This window comes from Pseudomonas juntendi (assembly GCF_021560075.1).
Lineage (GTDB): Bacteria > Pseudomonadota > Gammaproteobacteria > Pseudomonadales > Pseudomonadaceae > Aquipseudomonas > Aquipseudomonas juntendi.
The window spans coordinates 343,950-363,375 of record NZ_CP091088.1 but is presented as its reverse complement, the minus strand read 5'-3'; the positions used below and the strand labels follow the sequence as shown (position 1 = coordinate 363,375).

Annotated in this window: 13 protein-coding genes; 10 read left to right on the top strand and 3 right to left on the bottom strand. The window is 60.7% G+C overall.

Annotated elements, in window-relative coordinates; genetic code table 11:
• Window positions 1–27 precede the first annotated feature (27 nt).
• Complete coding sequence (gene glnE, locus L1P09_RS01575) at window positions 28–2,961, bottom strand: bifunctional [glutamate--ammonia ligase]-adenylyl-L-tyrosine phosphorylase/[glutamate--ammonia-ligase] adenylyltransferase (protein WP_235768358.1); 2,934 nt, start codon at window positions 2,959–2,961, stop codon at window positions 28–30.
• A gap of 383 nt (window positions 2,962–3,344) precedes the next feature.
• On the opposite strand from glnE, the gene aceE reads away from it, so the two are divergent.
• From aceE to L1P09_RS01550, 5 genes are all read left to right on the top strand, one after another.
• Window positions 3,345–5,990 carry a pyruvate dehydrogenase (acetyl-transferring), homodimeric type gene (gene aceE, locus L1P09_RS01570; protein ID WP_235768356.1) on the top strand — a complete coding sequence of 882 codons (2,646 nt, stop codon included), beginning with the start codon at window positions 3,345–3,347 and terminating at the stop codon, window positions 5,988–5,990.
• A 13-nt stretch (window positions 5,991–6,003) separates the two neighbouring features.
• A complete protein-coding gene (gene aceF, locus L1P09_RS01565) occupies window positions 6,004–7,641 on the top strand; it encodes a dihydrolipoyllysine-residue acetyltransferase (RefSeq protein WP_235768354.1) in 1,638 nt (545 codons plus the stop codon).
• Between the two features lie 249 nt (window positions 7,642–7,890).
• A complete protein-coding gene (locus tag L1P09_RS01560; protein WP_192441493.1) occupies window positions 7,891–10,581 on the top strand; it encodes a putative bifunctional diguanylate cyclase/phosphodiesterase in 2,691 nt (896 codons plus the stop codon).
• Window positions 10,582–10,736: 155 nt separating this feature from the next.
• A complete protein-coding gene (gene msrA, locus L1P09_RS01555; protein WP_054904284.1) occupies window positions 10,737–11,405 on the top strand; it encodes a peptide-methionine (S)-S-oxide reductase MsrA in 669 nt (222 codons plus the stop codon).
• 3 nt (window positions 11,406–11,408) lie between these two features.
• Complete coding sequence (locus L1P09_RS01550) at window positions 11,409–12,032, top strand: glutathione S-transferase (RefSeq protein WP_054904285.1); 624 nt, start codon at window positions 11,409–11,411, stop codon at window positions 12,030–12,032.
• A 173-nt stretch (window positions 12,033–12,205) separates the two neighbouring features.
• On the opposite strand, the gene rloA2 is transcribed toward L1P09_RS01550, so the two are convergent.
• Window positions 12,206–12,706 carry a retropepsin-like aspartic peptidase RloA2 gene (gene rloA2, locus L1P09_RS01545; RefSeq protein ID WP_009682544.1) on the bottom strand — a complete coding sequence of 167 codons (501 nt, stop codon included), beginning with the start codon at window positions 12,704–12,706 and terminating at the stop codon, window positions 12,206–12,208.
• A 182-nt stretch (window positions 12,707–12,888) separates the two neighbouring features.
• On the opposite strand from rloA2, the gene L1P09_RS01540 reads away from it, so the two are divergent.
• From L1P09_RS01540 to L1P09_RS01525, 4 genes are all read left to right on the top strand, one after another.
• Entirely contained in the window at window positions 12,889–13,776 is an 888-nt protein-coding gene (locus L1P09_RS01540; RefSeq protein WP_054904286.1) for an acyltransferase, read from the top strand.
• Window positions 13,777–13,999: 223 nt separating this feature from the next.
• Window positions 14,000–15,349 carry an APC family permease gene (locus tag L1P09_RS01535; RefSeq protein ID WP_235768353.1) on the top strand — a complete coding sequence of 450 codons (1,350 nt, stop codon included), beginning with the start codon at window positions 14,000–14,002 and terminating at the stop codon, window positions 15,347–15,349.
• 271 nt (window positions 15,350–15,620) lie between these two features.
• Complete coding sequence (locus L1P09_RS26275) at window positions 15,621–16,316, top strand: RHS repeat-associated core domain-containing protein (RefSeq protein WP_115293274.1); 696 nt, start codon at window positions 15,621–15,623, stop codon at window positions 16,314–16,316.
• 243 nt (window positions 16,317–16,559) lie between these two features.
• A complete protein-coding gene (locus L1P09_RS01525) occupies window positions 16,560–17,288 on the top strand; it encodes an RHS repeat-associated core domain-containing protein (protein ID WP_235768351.1) in 729 nt (242 codons plus the stop codon).
• A 201-nt stretch (window positions 17,289–17,489) separates the two neighbouring features.
• On the opposite strand, the gene L1P09_RS01520 is transcribed toward L1P09_RS01525, so the two are convergent.
• Window positions 17,490–18,065 carry a DUF2780 domain-containing protein gene (locus L1P09_RS01520; protein ID WP_054904290.1) on the bottom strand — a complete coding sequence of 192 codons (576 nt, stop codon included), beginning with the start codon at window positions 18,063–18,065 and terminating at the stop codon, window positions 17,490–17,492.
• A 192-nt stretch (window positions 18,066–18,257) separates the two neighbouring features.
• Between L1P09_RS01520 and L1P09_RS01515 the strand changes: the two genes are divergently transcribed.
• The gene (locus L1P09_RS01515) at window positions 18,258–19,169 is read left to right on the top strand and encodes an RHS repeat-associated core domain-containing protein (protein WP_235768349.1); all 912 of its coding nucleotides are present in this window, start codon (window positions 18,258–18,260) and stop codon (window positions 19,167–19,169) included.
• Window positions 19,170–19,426: the final 257 nt, after the last annotated feature.

Genomic DNA, 19,426 nt, shown 5'->3' with positions numbered 1-19,426 from the left:
ATGGGCCGCAACGCGGCCCCAACATTCTCAAGTCAAACCCAGCTCACCCCAGATCCGCCGCACCTCACGGCGTTCATCGGCAAACTGCGCCGCATCGATCACCCCGGCCTGTTTCTGCAGGGCCTGGCGGTGCGAGGCCGAGCGGAACGCCTTGTACACTTCACGCAACAGCACCGCGTCACTGGCTGGCAGCAAACCTGCCTGCTCCAGCTCTTCCAGAATGCGGATGTTATCGGTCCATCGGAGTATGGCCGGGTGCTCGTGGCCCCAGGCCAAAGCGGCGTATTGCACCATAAATTCAATATCGACGATACCGCCGGCATCCTGCTTGATATCGAACGGCATGCCAGCCTCGAAGGCATTGGCTGCAGTCCCGGCGGCGGTGGCCTTGGTGCCCAGGTTGTCACGCATCTTGGCGCGCATTTCGCTCACTTCGCTGCGCAGCTTCCCAAGGTCACGGGCCTGGCCCAGCACCTTGGCGCGAACACCCTCGAACGCAGCCCCCACCTGCTTGCAACCGACCAGCACACGGGCCCGCACCAGGGCCTGGTGCTCCCAGGTCCAGGCTTCGTTCTGCTGGTAGCGCTCGAAGGCCCCCAGCGAACTGACCAGCAGGCCCGAAGCCCCCGACGGGCGCAGGCGCATGTCCACCTCATACAGCTGGCCCGAGTTGGTTTGGGTGGTCAGCAGGTGAATGATGCGTTGGCCAAGGCGGGTAAAGAACTGCGCACTGTCGATCGGCTTGGCCCCGTCGGTTTCCGCCTGCGGGTCGCCATCGTGGATGAACACCAGGTCCAGGTCCGAGCCGTGGCCCAGTTCCAGCCCACCCATCTTGCCGTAGCCGATGATGATGAACCCTGGGTCGCACAGGCTGCCGTCACTGCGCTTGGGCTGACCGTGGCGGGCCACGGTCTGGCGCCAGGCCAGCGCCAGCACCTGGTCAAGAATGGCCTCGGCCAGCCAGGTCAGGTAGTCGCTGACCTTCATCAAGGGCAGGTTGCCGCTGATTTCCGAGGCCGCCACGCGCAGGCTGTGGGCCAGCTTGAAATGGCGCAGCGCCTCCATCTGCTGCTCAAGGTCGTCTTCGGGGATGCGCGTCAGGCGCTCGCGCAGCTCGCTGGCCAGCTCTGGCGCCAGTGGGGGGCTGAACAGGCGGCCCTCATTGAGCAACTCATCGAGCAGCAGCGGGTAGCGGGCCATCTGCTCGGCGATCCAGGGGCTGGCGGCGCACAGGGTCAACAGTTGGCGCAATGCACCCGGGTTTTCCGTCAGCAGCACCAGGTAGGCCGAACGCCGCGCCACCGCCTCTACCAGCGGCAATACCCGCTCGAGTACCAGGTCGGGGTTGTCGTGCTCCACCGCTTGCGCCAGCAAGCGTGGAATAAAGGCATCCAGGCGCTCACGCCCGATGCGTTGCATGGAGCGCAGCTGCGGGCTTGAGCGCAACGCGGCCAGGCGCCGCAAAGCGTCCACAGGCGCCTTGAAGCCGGCCTCCTCCAGTTGGCGACCAGCCGCTTCCTCGTCCTGGGCCTGCTCCCACAGCGGCGACCACTCACCGCCCACCACCAACTCGCCTTCACTGTCTTCATCGTCCGGGTCGGCAATGACTTGGCGGAAATGCCAGTCGATGCGGCCACGCCAGTACGTCAGCTGGTCGTGGAAGCTCTGCCAGTCGGCAAAGCCAAGCATGAAGGCGACCCGCGCCTGATCGGTCTCGCCCTCGGGCAGCATCTGAGTCTGGCGGTCGGCGATGGCCTGGATCGCGTGCTCGGTATAACGCAGGAACTCATAGCCTTCGCGCAGCTCAGCCACCACTGCCGGCGGCAGGTAGCCCTGGCCTTCGAGGGTGGCCAGCACCTTGAGCAATGGCCGCTGCTGCAGGCTGAGGTCACGCCCACCGTGGATCAGCTGGAACGCCTGGGCGATGAACTCGACCTCACGAATGCCGCCAGCACCGAGCTTGATGTTGTCGGCCATGCCCTTGCGCCGGACTTCCTGCTGGATCAACTGCTTCATGGTGCGCAGCGCTTCGATGGCGGAAAAGTCCAGGTAGCGGCGGTACACGAACGGGCGCAGCATTTCCTGCAACTGCGCGCCAGCAGCCTGATCGCCGGCCACCACCCGAGCCTTGATCATGGCGTAGCGTTCCCAGTCGCGCCCCTGGTCCTGGTAATACTGCTCCAGGGCATTGAAGCTGAGCACCAGGGCCCCGGCAGAGCCGTAAGGGCGCAACCGCATGTCGACGCGGAACACGAAGCCGTCGACGGTCACCGGGTCCAATGCCTTGATCAGGCGCTGGCCCAGGCGGGTAAAGAACTCCTGGTTGTCCAGCGAGCGCTTGACCCCTTCGGTTTCACCGCCCTCGGGGAAACCGAAGATCAGGTCGATGTCCGAGGACAGGTTGAGTTCGACCGCGCCCAGCTTGCCCATGCCCAGCACAACCATGTGCTGCGGCTGGCCACTGCGGTTGCCGATGGGCGTCCCGAATTGCTGGCAGTGGCGCGGGTAAAGCCATTGGTAGGCTTCGTCGATGCAGGCATCGGCCAGGTCCGACAGGTCGCGGCAGGTTTCGCCAAGTTCCGCCTGGCGGGTAATGTCACGCCAGATGATGCGCACTTGCTGCCGGTTGCGCGCGCGGCGCAGGTTGCGCGCCAGTTCCTCTTCGCTTTGCGCCGCCTGCGCCGCCGCGGCAATTTGCCCGCGCAGCTCCCCCGGGGCATAGCGCCGTTCCAGCTCACCGCTGGCCAGCAGGGCAAACAGCATGGCCGGGTCGCGCTGGGCCACGCCCAGCACGAAGTCGCTGGCCGCGGCCACCTGGTCGAACTGGTGCCGCTGGGCTGCACTGCAATCGTTCAGGTCCAGTTCGGGGTGAGCCGCCACGGCATCGCGCAGGAACTGCTGGTTGCGAGAAACCAGCGGCTGCAAGCTGGCAGGCAGATCGGAGGGCAAAGGTAGGCGCATGGTCTATCCTTGATCGGCGTGAAATAGAGGGAAAAAAGCGGCCAAGGGGAAGCCGGACCACGGTTGGACTGTCGTACAAAAGTTGGAAATAGCTGAAAAAAATGCAAAATTGGCAACAAACATCAAGAAACACCCGTTCGCGACACAATACCAACCAACATGAACGTTTTTCCTCACAAGCCAATGTGCGACCAAACGTCGCACAATTGTAGTTTTACTACTACTCGTGTCGTGTAAAAGCATGAAATGCGCAAGCAAATGTAGTAAAACTACAACGAGCCGGACGACACCCCGGTAATCCAAGAATTCACGACGTCTGCCCATAAGGCCAGTCGCAATCTCAGGCAATCGATTCTGGTTGCCTTTCCGCCCTGGAGCAAGCCATGCAAGACCTCGATCCAATCGAAACCCAGGAATGGCTGGATGCCCTGGAGTCGGTCCTCGACAAAGAAGGCGAAGACCGCGCTCATTACCTGATGACCCGTATGGGCGAGCTGGCCACCCGTAGTGGTTCCCAGCTGCCGTATGCGATCACCACGCCATACCGCAACACCATCCCTGTCACCCACGAAGCACGCATGCCTGGCGACCTGTTCATGGAACGCCGCATTCGCTCGATGGTGCGTTGGAACGCCCTGGCCATGGTCATGCGTACCAACCTGAAAGACTCGGACCTGGGCGGACACATCTCCAGCTTCGCCTCCAGCGCCACCCTGTACGACATCGGCTTCAACTACTTCTTCCAGGCCCCGACCGAAGAACACGGCGGCGACCTGATCTTCTTCCAGGGCCACGCCTCCCCAGGCATCTATGCCCGCGCCTTCATGGAAGGCCGCATCAACGAAGAGCAGATGAACAACTTCCGCCAGGAAGTGGACGGCAACGGCCTGTCTTCGTACCCGCACCCATGGCTGATGCCTGACTTCTGGCAGTTCCCGACCGTTTCGATGGGTCTGGGCCCGATCCAGGCCATCTACCAGGCCCGCTTCATGAAGTACCTGGAAGCGCGCGGCTTCATCCCTGCCGGCAAGCAGAAAGTCTGGTGCTTCATGGGCGACGGCGAGTGCGACGAGCCGGAATCGCTGGGTGCAATCGCCCTGGCCGGCCGCGAGAAGCTGGACAACCTGATCTTCGTCATCAACTGCAACCTGCAGCGCCTCGACGGCCCGGTTCGCGGCAACGGCAAGATCATCCAGGAACTCGAAGGCGTGTTCCGTGGCGGTGGCTGGAACGTCAACAAGGTCGTCTGGGGCCGCTTCTGGGACCCACTGCTGGCCAAGGACACCAACGGTGCCCTGCAGCGCCGCATGGACGAAGTCATCGACGGCGAGTACCAGAACTACAAAGCCAAAGACGGCGCGTACGTTCGTGAGAACTTCTTCAACACCCCGGAACTCAAGGCCATGGTCGAAGACCTGTCCGACGACGAGATCTGGAAGCTCAACCGTGGCGGCCACGACCCGTACAAGGTCTACGCGGCTTACCACCAAGCGGTGAACCACAAAGAGCAGCCGACCGTCATCCTGGCCAAGACCATCAAGGGTTACGGTACCGGTGCCGGCGAAGCCAAGAACACCGCGCACAACACCAAGAAGGTCGACGTCGACAGCCTGCGTCACTTCCGTGACCGCTTCGACATCCCGGTCAAGGATGCCGACCTCGAGAACCTGCCGTTCTACAAGCCCGAAGAAGGTTCTGCCGAAGCCAAGTACCTGGCCGAGCGCCGTGCTGCCCTGGGCGGTTTCGTGCCTCAGCGCCGGGCCAAGAGCTTCAGCGTGCCAACCCCGCCACTGGAAACGCTGAAAGCGATCCTGGACGGCTCGGGCGACCGCGAAATCTCCACCACCATGGCCTTCGTGCGTATTCTGGCGCAGCTGGTCAAGGACAAGGACATCGGCCAGCGCATCGTGCCGATCATCCCGGACGAAGCCCGTACCTTCGGTATGGAAGGCATGTTCCGCCAGCTGGGTATCTACTCGTCGGTCGGCCAGCTCTACGAGCCAGTCGACAAAGATCAGGTGATGTTCTACCGCGAGGACAAGAAGGGCCAGATCCTGGAAGAAGGCATCAACGAAGCCGGCGCCATGTCGTCGTTCATCGCTGCCGGTACCTCGTACAGCTGCCACAACCAGCCGATGCTGCCGTTCTACATCTTCTACTCGATGTTCGGCTTCCAGCGTATCGGCGACCTGGCCTGGGCCGCTGGCGACAGCCGCACCCGTGGCTTCCTGATCGGCGGTACTGCCGGCCGTACCACCCTCAACGGTGAAGGCCTGCAGCACGAAGACGGTCACAGCCACATGATGGCGGGCACCATCCCGAACTGCCGCACCTACGATCCAACCTACGGCTACGAGCTGGCGGTGATCATCCAGGACGGCATGAAGAAGATGACCGAAGAGCAACAGGACATCTTCTACTACATCACCGTGATGAACGAATCCTACCAGCAGCCAGCCATGCCGGCCGGTGTCGAGGAAGGCATCATCAAGGGCATGTACCTGCTCGAAGAAGACACCCGCGAAGCGGCACACCACGTACAGCTGATGGGCTCCGGCACCATCCTGCGCGAAGTGCGCGAGGCGGCGAAGATCCTGCGTGAAGAGTTCAACGTCGGTGCCGACGTGTGGAGCGTCACCAGCTTCAACGAACTGCGTCGCGACGGCCTGGCCGTAGAGCGCGCCAATCGCCTGAAGCCTGGCCAGAAGCCACAAGAGACCTACGTCGAGCAGTGCCTGGCCGGTCGCAAAGGCCCGGTCATTGCCTCTACCGACTACATGAAGCTGTTCGCCGAGCAGATTCGCCAGTGGGTACCGAGCAAAGAGTTCAAGGTACTGGGTACCGACGGTTACGGTCGCAGCGACAGCCGCAAGAAGCTGCGTCACTTCTTCGAAGTTGACCGCCACTTCGTGGTGCTGGCTGCCCTGGAAGCCCTGGCTGACCGTGGCGAGATCGAACCCAAGGTTGTTGCAGACGCTATCGTCAAGTTCGGCATCGACCCGGACAAGCGCAACCCACTGGACTGCTGAGGAGTATTTTTAAGTGAGCGAACTCATTCGCGTACCTGACATCGGCAGCGGTGAAGGTGAAATCATCGAGCTGTTCGTCAAGGTCGGTGACCGTATCGAGGCTGACCAGAGCCTGCTGACCCTGGAGTCCGACAAGGCCTCCATGGAGATCCCGGCGCCCAAGGCCGGTGTCATCAAGGAGCTGAAGGTCAAGCTGGGCGACCGCCTGAAGGAAGGCGACGAACTGCTGGTGCTGGAAGCCGAGGGCGCCGCTGCTGCGGCCCCTGAGGCGCCAGCCGCTGCACCGGCCGAGGCTGCAGCCCCGGCCCCGGCCGCTGAAGCCGCCCCTGCCCCAGCGGCAGCGGCTGCACCGGCTGCCGCCGCCGTGCAGGACATCCACGTGCCAGACATCGGTTCGTCGGGCAAAGCCAAGATCATCGAAGTACTGGTCAAGGTCGGCGACACCGTCGAAGCCGACCAGTCGCTGATTACCCTGGAGTCCGACAAGGCCTCCATGGAAATCCCGTCGCCGGCTGCCGGCGTGGTCGAAGAAGTCCTGTGCAAGCTGGAAGACGAAGTCGGCACTGGCGACCTGATCTTCAAGCTGAAGGTCGCTGGCGCAGCACCTGCTGCTGCCCCGGCACCTGCCGCCGCTGCCCCGGCCAAGGCTGAGGCTGCCCCGGCTGCCGCACCTGCTGCCGCCCCGGCGGCAGCCCCTGCGCCGGCTACCACCGCGCCGGCTGCCGGTAGCAACGCCAAGGTCCACGCAGGCCCGGCGGTGCGCCAACTGGCCCGTGAATTCGGTGTCGACCTGGGCGCAGTCGCGGCCACCGGCCCGCACGGCCGCATCCTGAAGGAAGACGTGCAGGTCTACGTCAAAGCGATGATGCAAAAGGCATCGAGCGCCCCGGCAGCTGCCGGCGCGACCGGTGGCGCCGGCATCCCGCCGATCCCTGCCGTGGACTTCAGCAAGTTCGGTGAAGTGGAAGAAGTGGCCCTGACCCGCCTGATGCAGGTCGGTGCCGCCAACCTGCACCGCAGCTGGCTGAACGTGCCGCACGTGACTCAGTTCGACTCCGCCGACATCACCGAGCTGGAAGCCTTCCGCGTGGCGCAGAAGGCCGTAGCCGAAAAGGCTGGCGTGAAGCTGACCGTGCTGCCACTGCTGCTCAAGGCCTGCGCATTCCTGCTCAAGGAACTGCCAGACTTCAACAGCTCGCTGGCGCCAAGCGGCAAGGCCATCATCCGCAAGAAGTACGTGCACATCGGCTTCGCCGTGGACACCCCGGACGGCCTGCTGGTCCCTGTGATCAAGAACGTCGACCAGAAGAGCCTGCTGCAACTGGCTGCCGAAGCTGCGGCGCTGGCTGAAAAAGCCCGTACCAAGAAGCTCTCGGCGGACGAGATGCAAGGTGCCTGCTTCACCATCTCCAGCCTCGGCCACATTGGCGGCACCGGCTTCACGCCGATCGTCAACGCGCCGGAAGTGGCGATCCTTGGCGTGTCCAAGGCAACCATGCAGCCGGTCTGGGATGGCAAGGCCTTCCAGCCCAAGCTGATGCTGCCACTGTCGCTGTCCTACGATCACCGTGTGATCAACGGCGCTGCCGCCGCGCGCTTCACCAAGCGCCTGGGCGACGTGCTGGGCGACATCCGCACCATGCTGCTGTAAGGCGGCCCACTGCCCCTGCATGCAGGGGCAGTTCCTTTTTCGAGCTGCCACGCTCGTACCTCAACCCCGTCGATTGGCGGGGCTTTTTTTGCCCGCCGGAAAACCAGGCCAAACTACAGATTCCGGCCAGGCCGCCGATAACCCCTACACAGCATCACACATGGCTGCTTGCCAGCCCTCGGCACATGATGCAACCTTGCCAGACCCGCAGCGGCCCTACGCAGCATTCCCTCTTCAAGCGAGTCTTCGATGAAAAGCCAACCCGATGCCGCCAGCCGTGTGGCGGCCGAGGTCGTCACGCCGTTACCCGTGCCCTCGCGGCTGGGCATGCTGCGTTTCGAACGGCTCAACGAAGCCAGCTGGGCCATGCTTTACCTGGACCCAGCCTGCGAGCGGCAATTCGGCCTGCATGCCGGCACCTTGTGCGCACAGTTCGATGCGCCCTACGCCAGCCTGATGGAGCCCGAGGCACGCTACCGCCTGCACGACGAGATCCAGCAGCAACTGGCCCAGCGCGGTTACTACCGGGTGCGCTATACCCTGCATACGCCCAATACCGCACTGCGCCTGCTGGAGGCGGGTGAAGCCTACAAGCAGCACAACCGCCTGCTGCTGCGTGGCTACCTGAGCGTACTCGACGACCAGCCGCACGACGCCGCCGAGCAGGATGCCAACGACCTGGAGTCGCGCAACAACCGCCTGCAGCTGGCCCTGCAACTGAACCAGCGCGCCCAGCAGGAGCAACTCGAGCACCTGGAGCGCGTGCGCGGCCAGCAAGACCTGATCCTGCGCCTGGCCCGCCAACGTTACAGTGCCGAAAACTCGCTGCTGGAAGCCGCCCAGCTGATCACCCAGAGCGCTTGCGAAATCTACAACGTCGACAGCGCCAGCATCTGGCACCTGGAAGACCAGCGCCTGGAGCCGATCACCGCGTGGAAACGCGACACCCAGGAACACCGCCGCCCCGAAGCCATCGACGCCAGCCGATTCCCGGACTACCTCGACGCGCTGCACGCCAGCCGCGCCATCGATGCCCATAACGCCGGCCATGACCCGCGCACCCGTGAGCTGGCACGAAGTCTGTGCCCGGAAAACAAGGCCATGCTCGACGCCAGCATTCGTGTCGACGGCCAGGTGGTGGGTGTGCTGTGCCTGGAACAGACCGGCCAGCCGCGGGCCTGGCAGTCGGATGAAATCGCCTTCGCCGGCGAACTGGCCGACCAGTTCGCCCAGGTCATCACCAACCACAACCGCCGCGCTGCAGCCAACGCCCTGCACCTGTTCCAGCGTGCGGTCGAACAAAGCGCCAGCGCGTTCCTGCTGGTCAACCGCGATGGCCGGGTGGAGTACGTCAACCCAAGCTTTACCGCCATTACCCAGTACAGCACCGACGAAGTACAAGGCCACCACCTCGGCGAGCTGCCGGCGCTGGAAAACCTCAATGAGTTGTTGTTCGACTCACCGTCGAGCCTGGCCATGGGCAACAGCTGGCAAGGCGAATTCAAGAGCCGGCGCAAGAACCTCGAGCCCTACTGGGGGCAGCTGTCGATTTCCAAGGTGTACGGCGACAACCGTGAGCTGACCCACTACATCGGCATCTATGAAGACATCACCCAGACCAAACTGGCGCAGCAGCGCATCGAACGCCTGGCGTACACCGACAACCTGACCAACCTGGGCAACCGCCCGGCGTTCATTCGCAGCCTGGATGAGCGCTTTGCCCGCGACGGCGAACACTCGATGTGCCTGCTGCTGGTAGACATCGACAACTTCAAGCGCATCAACGACAGCCTTGGGCATCAGACCGGCGACAAGCTGCTCATCAGCCTGGCCCGGCGCCTGCGCAACAGCCTGCACAGCGGCGGTATCCTGGCACGCTTTGCCAGCAACGAGTTCGCCGTGCTGCTGGACAACACCATCCTGGAAGATGGCCAGGGCGTGGCCTTGCAGTTGCTGCGCACCCTCGACAAGCCGATGTTCGTCGACAACCAGTTGATCAACGTTACCGCCTCGGTCGGCCTGGCCTATGCACCCTTGCACGGCAGTGACCCGGCCAGCCTGATGAAAAACGCCGGCCTGGCGCTGCACAAGGCCAAGGCCAACGGCAAGCACCAGGTGCAGGTGTTCACCGAAGTGCTCAATGCCGAGGCCAGCTACAAGCTGTTCGTCGAGAACAACCTGCGGCGCGCACTGACCCAGAACGAGCTGGAGGTGTTCTACCAGCCCAAGCTGTGCCTGCGCAGCGGTCGCCTGCTGGGCCTGGAGGCGCTGCTGCGCTGGAACCACCCCGAGCGCGGCATGATCCGCCCGGACCAGTTCATCAGCGTGGCCGAGGAAACCGGCCTGATCATCCCCATTGGCAAGTGGGTCGTGCGCCAGTCCTGCCGCATGAGCCAGGAATTGAGCGCCGCTGGCATGGGTAACCTGCATGTGGCCATCAACCTGTCGCCCAAGCAGTTTTCCGACCCGGACCTGGTGGCGTCGATCAGCAGCATCCTCAAGGAAGAAGCCCTGCCCCCGCACCTGCTGGAGCTGGAGCTGACCGAAGGCTTGCTGCTGGAAGCCAGCGAAGACACCCACCGCCAGCTGGAGGAACTCAAGGCCCTGGGGCTGACCCTGGCCATGGACGACTTCGGCACCGGCTACTCGTCGCTGAGCTACCTCAAGAAGTTTCCGATCGACATCCTCAAGATCGACCGTAGCTTCATCAACGAGATCCCCGACAACCAGGACGACATGGAAATCACCTCGGCAGTGATCGCCATGGCCCACAACCTGAAGCTGAAGGTGGTGGCCGAGGGCATCGAAACCCCGGAGCAGTTGGCATTCTTGCGCAGGCACCGGTGTGATGTGGGCCAGGGCTACCTGTTCGACCGGCCGATCCCGGGGCGCGAGCTGGCCGAGCGGTTGAAGCGCTATCCGCGTGGACCGGTGGCCTGACAGCGGCGTAAACCTCGGGCACTATAGAAGCCATTCGGGCCCCTTCGCGGGCACGCCCACTCCCACAGGTTCCCCACAACGTTCATCCTGTGGGAGCGGGCATGCCCGCGAAAGCCCCAAAACCTATCCAACTGATTAAACACAGAGGAACGGCCATGGTCCTGCGTTCGGAAATCCTGGTGAACAAAAACGTCATGCCTACCGCGGAACAGGCCCTGCCTGGCCGCGAAACGCCAATGAGCCTGCCCGAGTTCCACTACGTCTTCAAGGACACCCCATTGCTCGGCCCGTTCTTCGAAGGCAGCATCGACTTCGCCATCTTCGGCCTGGGCTGCTTCTGGGGTGCCGAGCGCCGTTTCTGGCAGCGCGAAGGGGTGGTCAGCACCGTGGTGGGCTACGCCGGCGGGTTTACCCCGAACCCAACCTACGAAGAGGTCTGCTCGGGCCTGACCGGCCACACCGAAGTGGTGCTGGTGGTGTTCGACAAGGACAAGGTCAGCTACCGCGAACTGCTGGCGATGTTCTGGGAGCTGCACAACCCGACCCAGGGCATGCGCCAGGGTAACGATGTCGGTACCCAATACCGCTCGGCCATCTACTGTACCAGCCCGGAACAGCTGGAACAGGCCAAGGCCAGCCGTGACGCCTTCCAGGCCGAGCTGAGCAAGGCCGGGTTCGGCGAAATCACCACCGAAATCGATCAGGCACCGACGGTGTATTTCGCCGAGGCCTACCACCAGCAGTACCTTGCCAAGAACCCGGACGGCTATTGCGGCATCGGCGGTACCGGCGTGTGCCTGCCACCCAGCCTGCAAGGTAACTGAAGCATGAGCACGATGACGCTGTTCCACTCGCCCTTGTCGCCGTTCGTGCGCAAGGTGATGGTCGTGTTGCACGAAACCGGCCAGCTGCAGCGGGTGCAGTTGCAGCCGGTCAACATCAGCCCGGTGAGCGGCGACCCGCAGCTGAACCAGGGCAACCCGATCGGCAAGATCCCGGCGCTGCGCCTGGAGGACGGCACCGTGCTGCACGACAGCCGGGTGATCTGCGAGTACCTCGACCAGCAGCACGTCGGCCTGCCGCTGCTGCCACGCGAAGGCTCGGCGCGCTGGCGGCGCCTGACGCTGGTGTCGCAGGCCGATGCGGTCCTGGATGCAGCGGTATCGTGCCGTTATGAAAGCTTCCTGCGGCCTGAAGACAAGCGCTGGGACGGTTGGCTGCAGGCGCAGGGCGACAAGATTCGCCGTAGCCTGGCCAACCTGGAGCAGGAGCATTTGCCTGAGCTGATGTCCGGGTTCGACCTGGCGGCGATAGGCGTGGCCTGTGCGCTGGGGTATCTGGACCTGCGTCAGCCCGAGTTCGGCTGGCGCGAGCACCAGCCCGGGCTGGCCGCGTGGTATGCCGAGGTGAGCAAGCGGCCGTCGATGGTCGCCACTTCTCCGCAGGCCTGAAGGGCCTCTTCGCGGGCACGCCCGCTCCCACAGGGACATCACAGTATTCGAGAGCTGTGCAGTACCTGGGAGCGGGCATGCCCGCGAAGGCCTCACCGGAATCCCACAGGAAACAACTGCCCAATCCTGATCCAATCAGCGCCCGACCTGTTTGCCCTCCCTCAAGCTACCTATCAGCAGTCTGGCTTGCCAGCAGTAAATTTCTTCGCCGGGTTGACCGCCGCCTTGAACTCGCGCAGCGCCTTGGAGCCAATCAACAGCGGGTAGTTGAAGTTGCTGCGGTCCACCAGGTTCACTTCGACAGTGCGTTTCACGTCACCCAGGCACAACTGCAGGTCGACCACCGGGCGCTTGGAAACTTCCGGCGTATCCCCTTCGTCTTCCTCATCGGCCCGCCCTTTGATCTTGCTGATACGCGAGACCTTGTGCTCGTAAACTTTGCCATCGGCGTCCTTGGTCGCCAGGCGAAAGCGCACCCACTCATCGCCATCGCGGGTGAACAACTCGATATCCTTGGCCGACAGCGACGCGGTAAAGGCGCCGGTATCCATCTTGGCTTTCAACGTTTCGCCCAGCTCGGGCAGGGCGATGTTCTCGTAGCGGCCGTAGAGGGTAGGGTCGGCGGCCATTACCGGCAGTGACAACAACGACAACAGGGCAAGCAAAGGTTTCACAGGCAGGCTTCCTTCAAAGAGGTCAGTGCTTAGACTGCACTGGCAGGATAGGTTCGTTGTCACAAGGTTATCCAACATGTTGTGAAACATTTGTTCCTGCCGCCGGGCATTGGACATTTGGCGTAGGCCACGGCGCTGCTTATCATTGCGCCCTGCCAACTTCATACAACAAGAGTTTCCTTATGCGTCGCCTGCTTACCGGCATTCTTACGACCAGCCTGCTGCTGCTCAACACCTTGGTGCTGATCTGCCCGCTGCTGGTCTTCGCCCTGCTCAAACTGGTGTTGCCGGGCCGTGGCCGTGACTATGCCTCGTGGGCGGTGATGTGGGTGGCCGAAACCTGGTCGGAAATCGACAAGGCCATCTTTGCCCTGTGCATCCCCACCCAGTGGGATATCCGCGGCGTCGAGAACCTGCGCAAGGACACTTCCTACCTGGCGGTGAGCAACCACCAGTCCTGGGTGGACATTCCGGCCCTGATCGAAAGCCTCAACCGGCGCACGCCGTTCTTCAAGTTCTTCCTGAAAAAAGAGCTGATCTGGGTACCGCTGCTGGGGCTGGCCTGGTGGGGGCTGGATTACCCGTTCATGAAGCGCTACAGCAAGGCCTTTCTGGCCAAGCACCCCGAGCTGAAGGGCAAGGACCTGGAGATCACCAAGGCCGCCTGCGAGCTGTTCAAGCGCCAGCCGGTGACCGTGGTCAACTACCTCGAAGGCACGCGCTTCAGCGACGCCAAGCGCCAGGCGCAACAGTCGCCATACCGTTACCTGCTCAAGCCCAAGGCCGGTGGCGTGGCGTTCGTGCTGGCGGCACTGGGTGATCAGCTCGATGCGCTGCTGGACGTGACCATCGTGTACCCAGGCAACAAGGCGCCGGGGTTCTGGGATTTGCTCAATGGCAGCATTAGCCGGGTGATTATCGACATTCAGGTGCGTGAGCTGGACCCTGGATTGTGGGCGGGGGATTACGAGAACGATCCTGAATTCCGCCAGACCGTGCAGGCCTGGGTGAACCAGTTGTGGTGGGACAAGGACCAGCGGATCGAGCAACTGCGGGGGGAGATGGGCTGAGGTCTTTACCGCCTGGTGGGGCCTCTTCGCGGGTGAACCCGCTCCTACGCAGGGTGGTGCTATCTTCGGGCTTGGGCTGCCACCCGCGGCCCGCTCAGGCAGCCCAACAATCCGATTAAAACCCAGGCTAATAATCAACATAAGGATTACTTTTTTGTCATCCCCCACGCAAGTGGATAAAAATCGACCAAAGCACAACTAAAAAAACGCTCTGGATCGATCGATGGCCAACCCACCCAGCTCCAACTCCGCTCAGCTTCGCCGTGTTCTCGGCCTTCCGGCCCTGGTGTTCTTCGGCCTGGTGTACATGGTCCCGCTGACCATCTTCACCACCTATGGCATCGTGACAGAGCTGACCGGCGGCCGCACCGCCAGCGCCTACATGGTCACCTTGGTGGCCATGCTGTTCACCGCAGCGTCCTACAGTTTCATGGTCAAGCGTTTCCCAGTGGCAGGCTCGGCGTACTCCTACACCAACATGGCTTTCGGCCCCAACATCGGCTTTCTCGCGGGCTGGTCGTTGCTGCTCGACTATCTGTTCCTGCCGATGATCAACTACCTGTTGATCGGCTTGTTCCTCAATATCGCCTTCCCGGCCATCCCGGCGTGGTCCATCGCGCTGGCCTCGATCGCCCTGGTCACCGTGCTCAACGTGGTCGGCATCCATTCGGTGGCCAAAACCAGCAACCTGATCGTCGGCGCGCAGATCGTCTTCATCATGGTATTCGTGGCGCTGTCATGCCAAACGCTGGCCGGCCAGCCGATCGACCTGCTGTCGCCGCTGCTGGGTGACGGCTCACGACCAGGCTTTGGCGCGCTGATGGCCGGTGCGGCGGTGTTGTGCCTGTCGTTCCTCGGCTTCGATGCCGTTTCGACCCTGGCTGAAGAATGCCGCGATGCCCGCCGCGACGTGCCATGGGCGATCATCCTCACCACCCTGTTCGCTGGCGTACTGTTCACCGTACTGGCCTATGTCAGCCAGCTGGTCATGCCGGGCACCACCTTCGCCAATGCCGATGCGGCGGCCAACGAGGTGATGTTCAAGGCGGGTGGGCAGTTCCTGGCCAACTTCTTCACCGCAGCTTTTGTTGCCGGCAGCCTGGGCTCGGCGCTGGCCTCGCAGGCGGCAGTGTCGCGCATCCTGTTCACCATGGGCCGTGACAACGTGCTGCCGCGGCGCAGCTTCGGTTACCTGTCGCCACGGTTCGGCACCCCGGTGTTCGCCATTTTGCTGGTGTCGGCGTTTTCGCTGCTGGCGTTGGTGATCGACCTGGCGACCCTGGCCTCGTTGATCAGCTTTGGTGCGCTGGTAGCGTTTTCGGCGGTGAACCTGGCGGTGGTGAAGACCCACCTGATGGATGACGGGGCGCAGCGCAACCTCAAGGGGCTGCTGTGCTACGGTCTGGTGCCGCTGGTGGGCCTGGCGCTGACCCTGTGGCTGTGGACCAGCCTGTCGGCACTGACGTTGGTGATCGGGCTGTGCTGGTTTGCCTTGGGCCTGGCTTACCTGGCGGTACTGACCGCCGGCTTCCGCCGCCCGGTGCGCCTGGTGGACTTCACAGAAACAGCCTAACTCCGCTTACTCGGGCTTGCGCGATCTCGTGTAGGAGCGGCCTTGCTGGGGCGCTTCTACAGGTACTGCACCAAGCTTCAGGGCTGCGATAACAGCACTGACCCCTCCAAATTTTCACATTCGTGATTGTACTACCGGCACCGGAGCCCGTTAGGCGTGCTGGCGCTTCAAAGTAGCTTGCTGCCAGCGGTATGTACTGATAATTCTGCTAGTTGTGCCAGGCTTCGGAAAGACCAAGACTAGGGATCACCGTCTTGCAAGGCCAGGCTCTATGTCAGCAGCTCTGCGTGCTTATTGCCCTTACGGGCACCACCGGAATCAAGTAAGCAAGGTGTCCATGCTTGGCTTCAATGGCGAGCGAGAAGACAGCCTTACCGGCAACTACCTGCTAGGCAATGGTTATCGCGCCTACAGCCCAGGCCTGAGGCGATTTCTTGCACCTGATAGCTGGAGCCCGTTCGGCAAAGGGGGAGTGAATGCCTATAGCTATTGCGCGGGAGACTCCATAAACAACGTAGATCCAGACGGGCATGCCGGTTTCAATCGAATACGCCGCCATCCCACAATACTGACAGCCGATGCTCCTCCCCCACAAACGGCCCAGCACCTCAATCGCTCCCTCAACAGGCAGCGCTTGCAGACCGGAAACAATTCGCACACCGATCCATCACCGCCAACACCGAACAATCAGCAGCCACGTGCCAATAGAAATCCATTGGCAAACGGTGGTCGGATGCCGTTTGAAGATCGGAGAAATCCAAGCGTGACATTGGGTGAAGTCGTAACTCTGGCCAGGGAGCTGCACGAGGCGAATCTGGCACTTGCGCGTGCCCCAGAGTATCTGAAGCAACTGCATAACCCGGAAATGCGTTCGGAGTACCTTGCTAGTCTCGCTAGAATCCGTCGTGAAGTGCCAAAACAAGAAGACCGAGTGAACAGGGCGATGGCCAGTTGGTTCCATTCCTGACTCCTCCCATGTCCAGTTAAACCGTACCGATCGCGCATTCACTGGTGCCGGTTAAGTCCGAGGCTGCCCAAGCTCTGCAGCAGTGACCCAGCAATCCGCTACTGCCCCAGGTATCACAAATCAACGGTGCAGACTGCCCGTACCCGATCTTCATCTGAAGCCATTGTTAAGATAATTTCACTAGTCGTACTTGGCCTTGCAAAGACGAGCACTTACACAACTTCTCATAGCGAGGTTCTTTCATTGAAATTGTCAGCTTTTATCTACAGCCCCTATGGCTACACCGGCGAACAAACACCTCGAGCAGCCCTGATTGGTTTCAATGGAAATTGGTACGATCCGCCCGCGGGCACCTATGCATTGGGGCAAGGCTACCGGTATTACAGCCCCGCCCCGATGCGTTTCTATAGCCCCGATCATCTCAGCCCATTCGGGAAAGGCGGCTATAACGCCTACGCATACTGTGCCTGTGACCCTCTCAATTTCCGGGATGATACAGGCCAACATCGAACCTTCGCTCGTTTACAGCATTTTTGGGAGAGTCAGTCACGCCAGCCAATTCAGCAGGTAGCGCCGCGTACAATCAAGCCTGCGGTGCAGGCAATCGCAAACCGTCCGTTGAAAGCCAGCGCCCCAGCCTTAGCCTTTAAGACGAGAAAGAAGACTGTTAGTTTTAATCTGCAGCCACAGACCCATAGATACCCCGCAGAACCAATCGCCGACATAAAATTTCGCGAGAAAGAAATTCAGTCTTTATCTATTTATATTGAAGCGTTCCGCAAGCGCATTAAGCGAAAGAAGCGCATACTCAACGAACTCAATGATCCTTCTACATTGCACTTCGCCCTAAGCCAAGGTTTCGATGAAAACCGTTACAACATAGAAAAACTCAAACTCGCCGTATGGCTGAAGGATGCACAATATCGAATCCGAAGACTTAATAACGCGCTGAAAACTTATATGCATTACTAATGAATTGGATTAATCTAATGAAAGTCGACTTGATGAAATCCTACACGCTGCATAGTTATCTGTAAGTAAGCGGTCCTTTCCGATTGGTTCGGTGCCCCGGCAAGGCCGCTCCCGCAGGTGTAGCGCCACGCCTGAAGCCAGTGATATCCCAGTGGGAAGCCGACTTGCCGGCGATAGGCCGACACTGGCGCTACAAAACGATCAGACCGAAGGATGGGCCAACGGCGCCGGTGCAGTCCACAAACTCCCCAGATTCTGCAACAACGACCCGGCAATCCCCTGCTGCCCCAGATACTGCAGAATCAACGGCGCAAATTGGCCGATCATCCCTATATCCATCCCCAGCGCCTTGAAGGCATTGTCCAGGTCGCTGCGGTTCTGCACGTCGTTACCCAATGCCTTGTCCAAGGCCGACTGGCTACCCTTGTTGCTGCCCAGCAAATCCCCCAAGCCACTTAGCCCGCCCAGGGCATTGGCACCCGACAACAGGTCCAGACCCGGTACCGCCTTGGTTAGCTGGCCATAGTCCTCGCTGCTCAGACTGTTGCGTGCCAACCCCAACATCGCCCCCGCCCCGCCGACGGCCTGTTCGGGGGTAATGTTCAACTGGCTACCCAGGGTGTTGAGCAAATCGGCCTGCGCCTGGGGCGCCTGTACCTGGCCTTGCTGTTGCTGGTTTTGCATGGCGGATACGGCGTTGGCGGCGTCGCTGAGGTTGAAGGCGAACACCGGGCTTGCGGCCAGGGTCATCAGGGTTGCCAGGGTGAGTACTTTCATCGGGAGGGACCTCGTTGGCCGGCATGGCCTGGGAAACAGCGGATTTGACTGGAAATCTGAGTGATTGTTCCGAGCCCAGACAGGCGCACACCTGATATTTCTGCCAGTAGCCAATTGCTCAAAGTACTCAAGATAATCGCAGTACCCACCTCATACATTTTTGGGGCCTACTGCAGAAACGGGAGCACGCCGATGAAAATCAGTCCTGGTACCGCCAAATATTTCTACCAGACCAGCAAACTAACGACTGTCATTGGAAACGATCAAAAGCGTTCAATGCTGCGAATTGAAGCGCTCCCGCTTGCTGAATTATCTGAACAAGAAGCAAGCAGCACCGTGCTTCTCGCAACAGATGAAATGGGCTCAGTGCTTAGCGTGAGAACGCCTGACGATATGCAAATCAATCACAGCTACACCGCCTTTGGATATAACCACAAACTACCAGCAGAATTCGCAGCTATAGGATACAACGGCGAGTACATGCTGGAAAACATGCACCTTTATCTTCTAGGCCAAGGACACCGTGGATTCAGCACTGAAATTGGACGATTCATCGCCCCGGACAATGCTGGAAGCCCATTTGGCAGAGGCGGGATAAACGCTTTCACGTACTGCCTGAATGACCCCATGAATCGAAAAGACGAAACGGGCATGTGGTCTATCTTTAAGCCTAGAACGTGGTTTCGTAATACCCAAACAAAAAAAGACCAACGCCTTGGCATCATAGCAGACAAAAAAAATGAAATAATAAACAAAACCAAATCCCTCAACGACTTAATTGAGGAAGGGCGTAGCCGAGGAAATCCAATACAGCCTACGATTAACAAGACCGCAAGAAAACTTGAAAAAATTTATAAAAGAAGCGAAAGAAAGGCAGCAGGAGTAAACAAATATCTAGACAAAGACCACATGCATCTATTCCCCCACTTTACAAAAGCCAAGCAAGCATTAGCCGCAGCCAAAAAACCTAACTATACCCCACAAGGCAATACCAGAAAAGAAGCAAACTGGACCAGTCCAACAAGAACTCGTGACGACCAATATGACGACAAAAATTACAGAACCAACGTATCCGAACAAAATTTTTCGACTCGCCGGAGTTGATAAAAATTGTTAAGTTCCTACATGAAAACGACGGGACAGTGACTTACATAGTTCACTTTTATGGCAGCTATGCATGGGCCCCATCGTGGCGCCGGGCAACAAAAACCAAACTGATTTAGGCCCTGCCCCACCAGTATTGCAGCGTGCCTATCTCGACAACCTATTCCGTTTTTTCCACTTACCTGTAGGACGTTTCTGAATTACAGTCCCAAGTCGCACAAGCCATTGCGATGATCTGGGTTGGGCTCTAGTCTCGG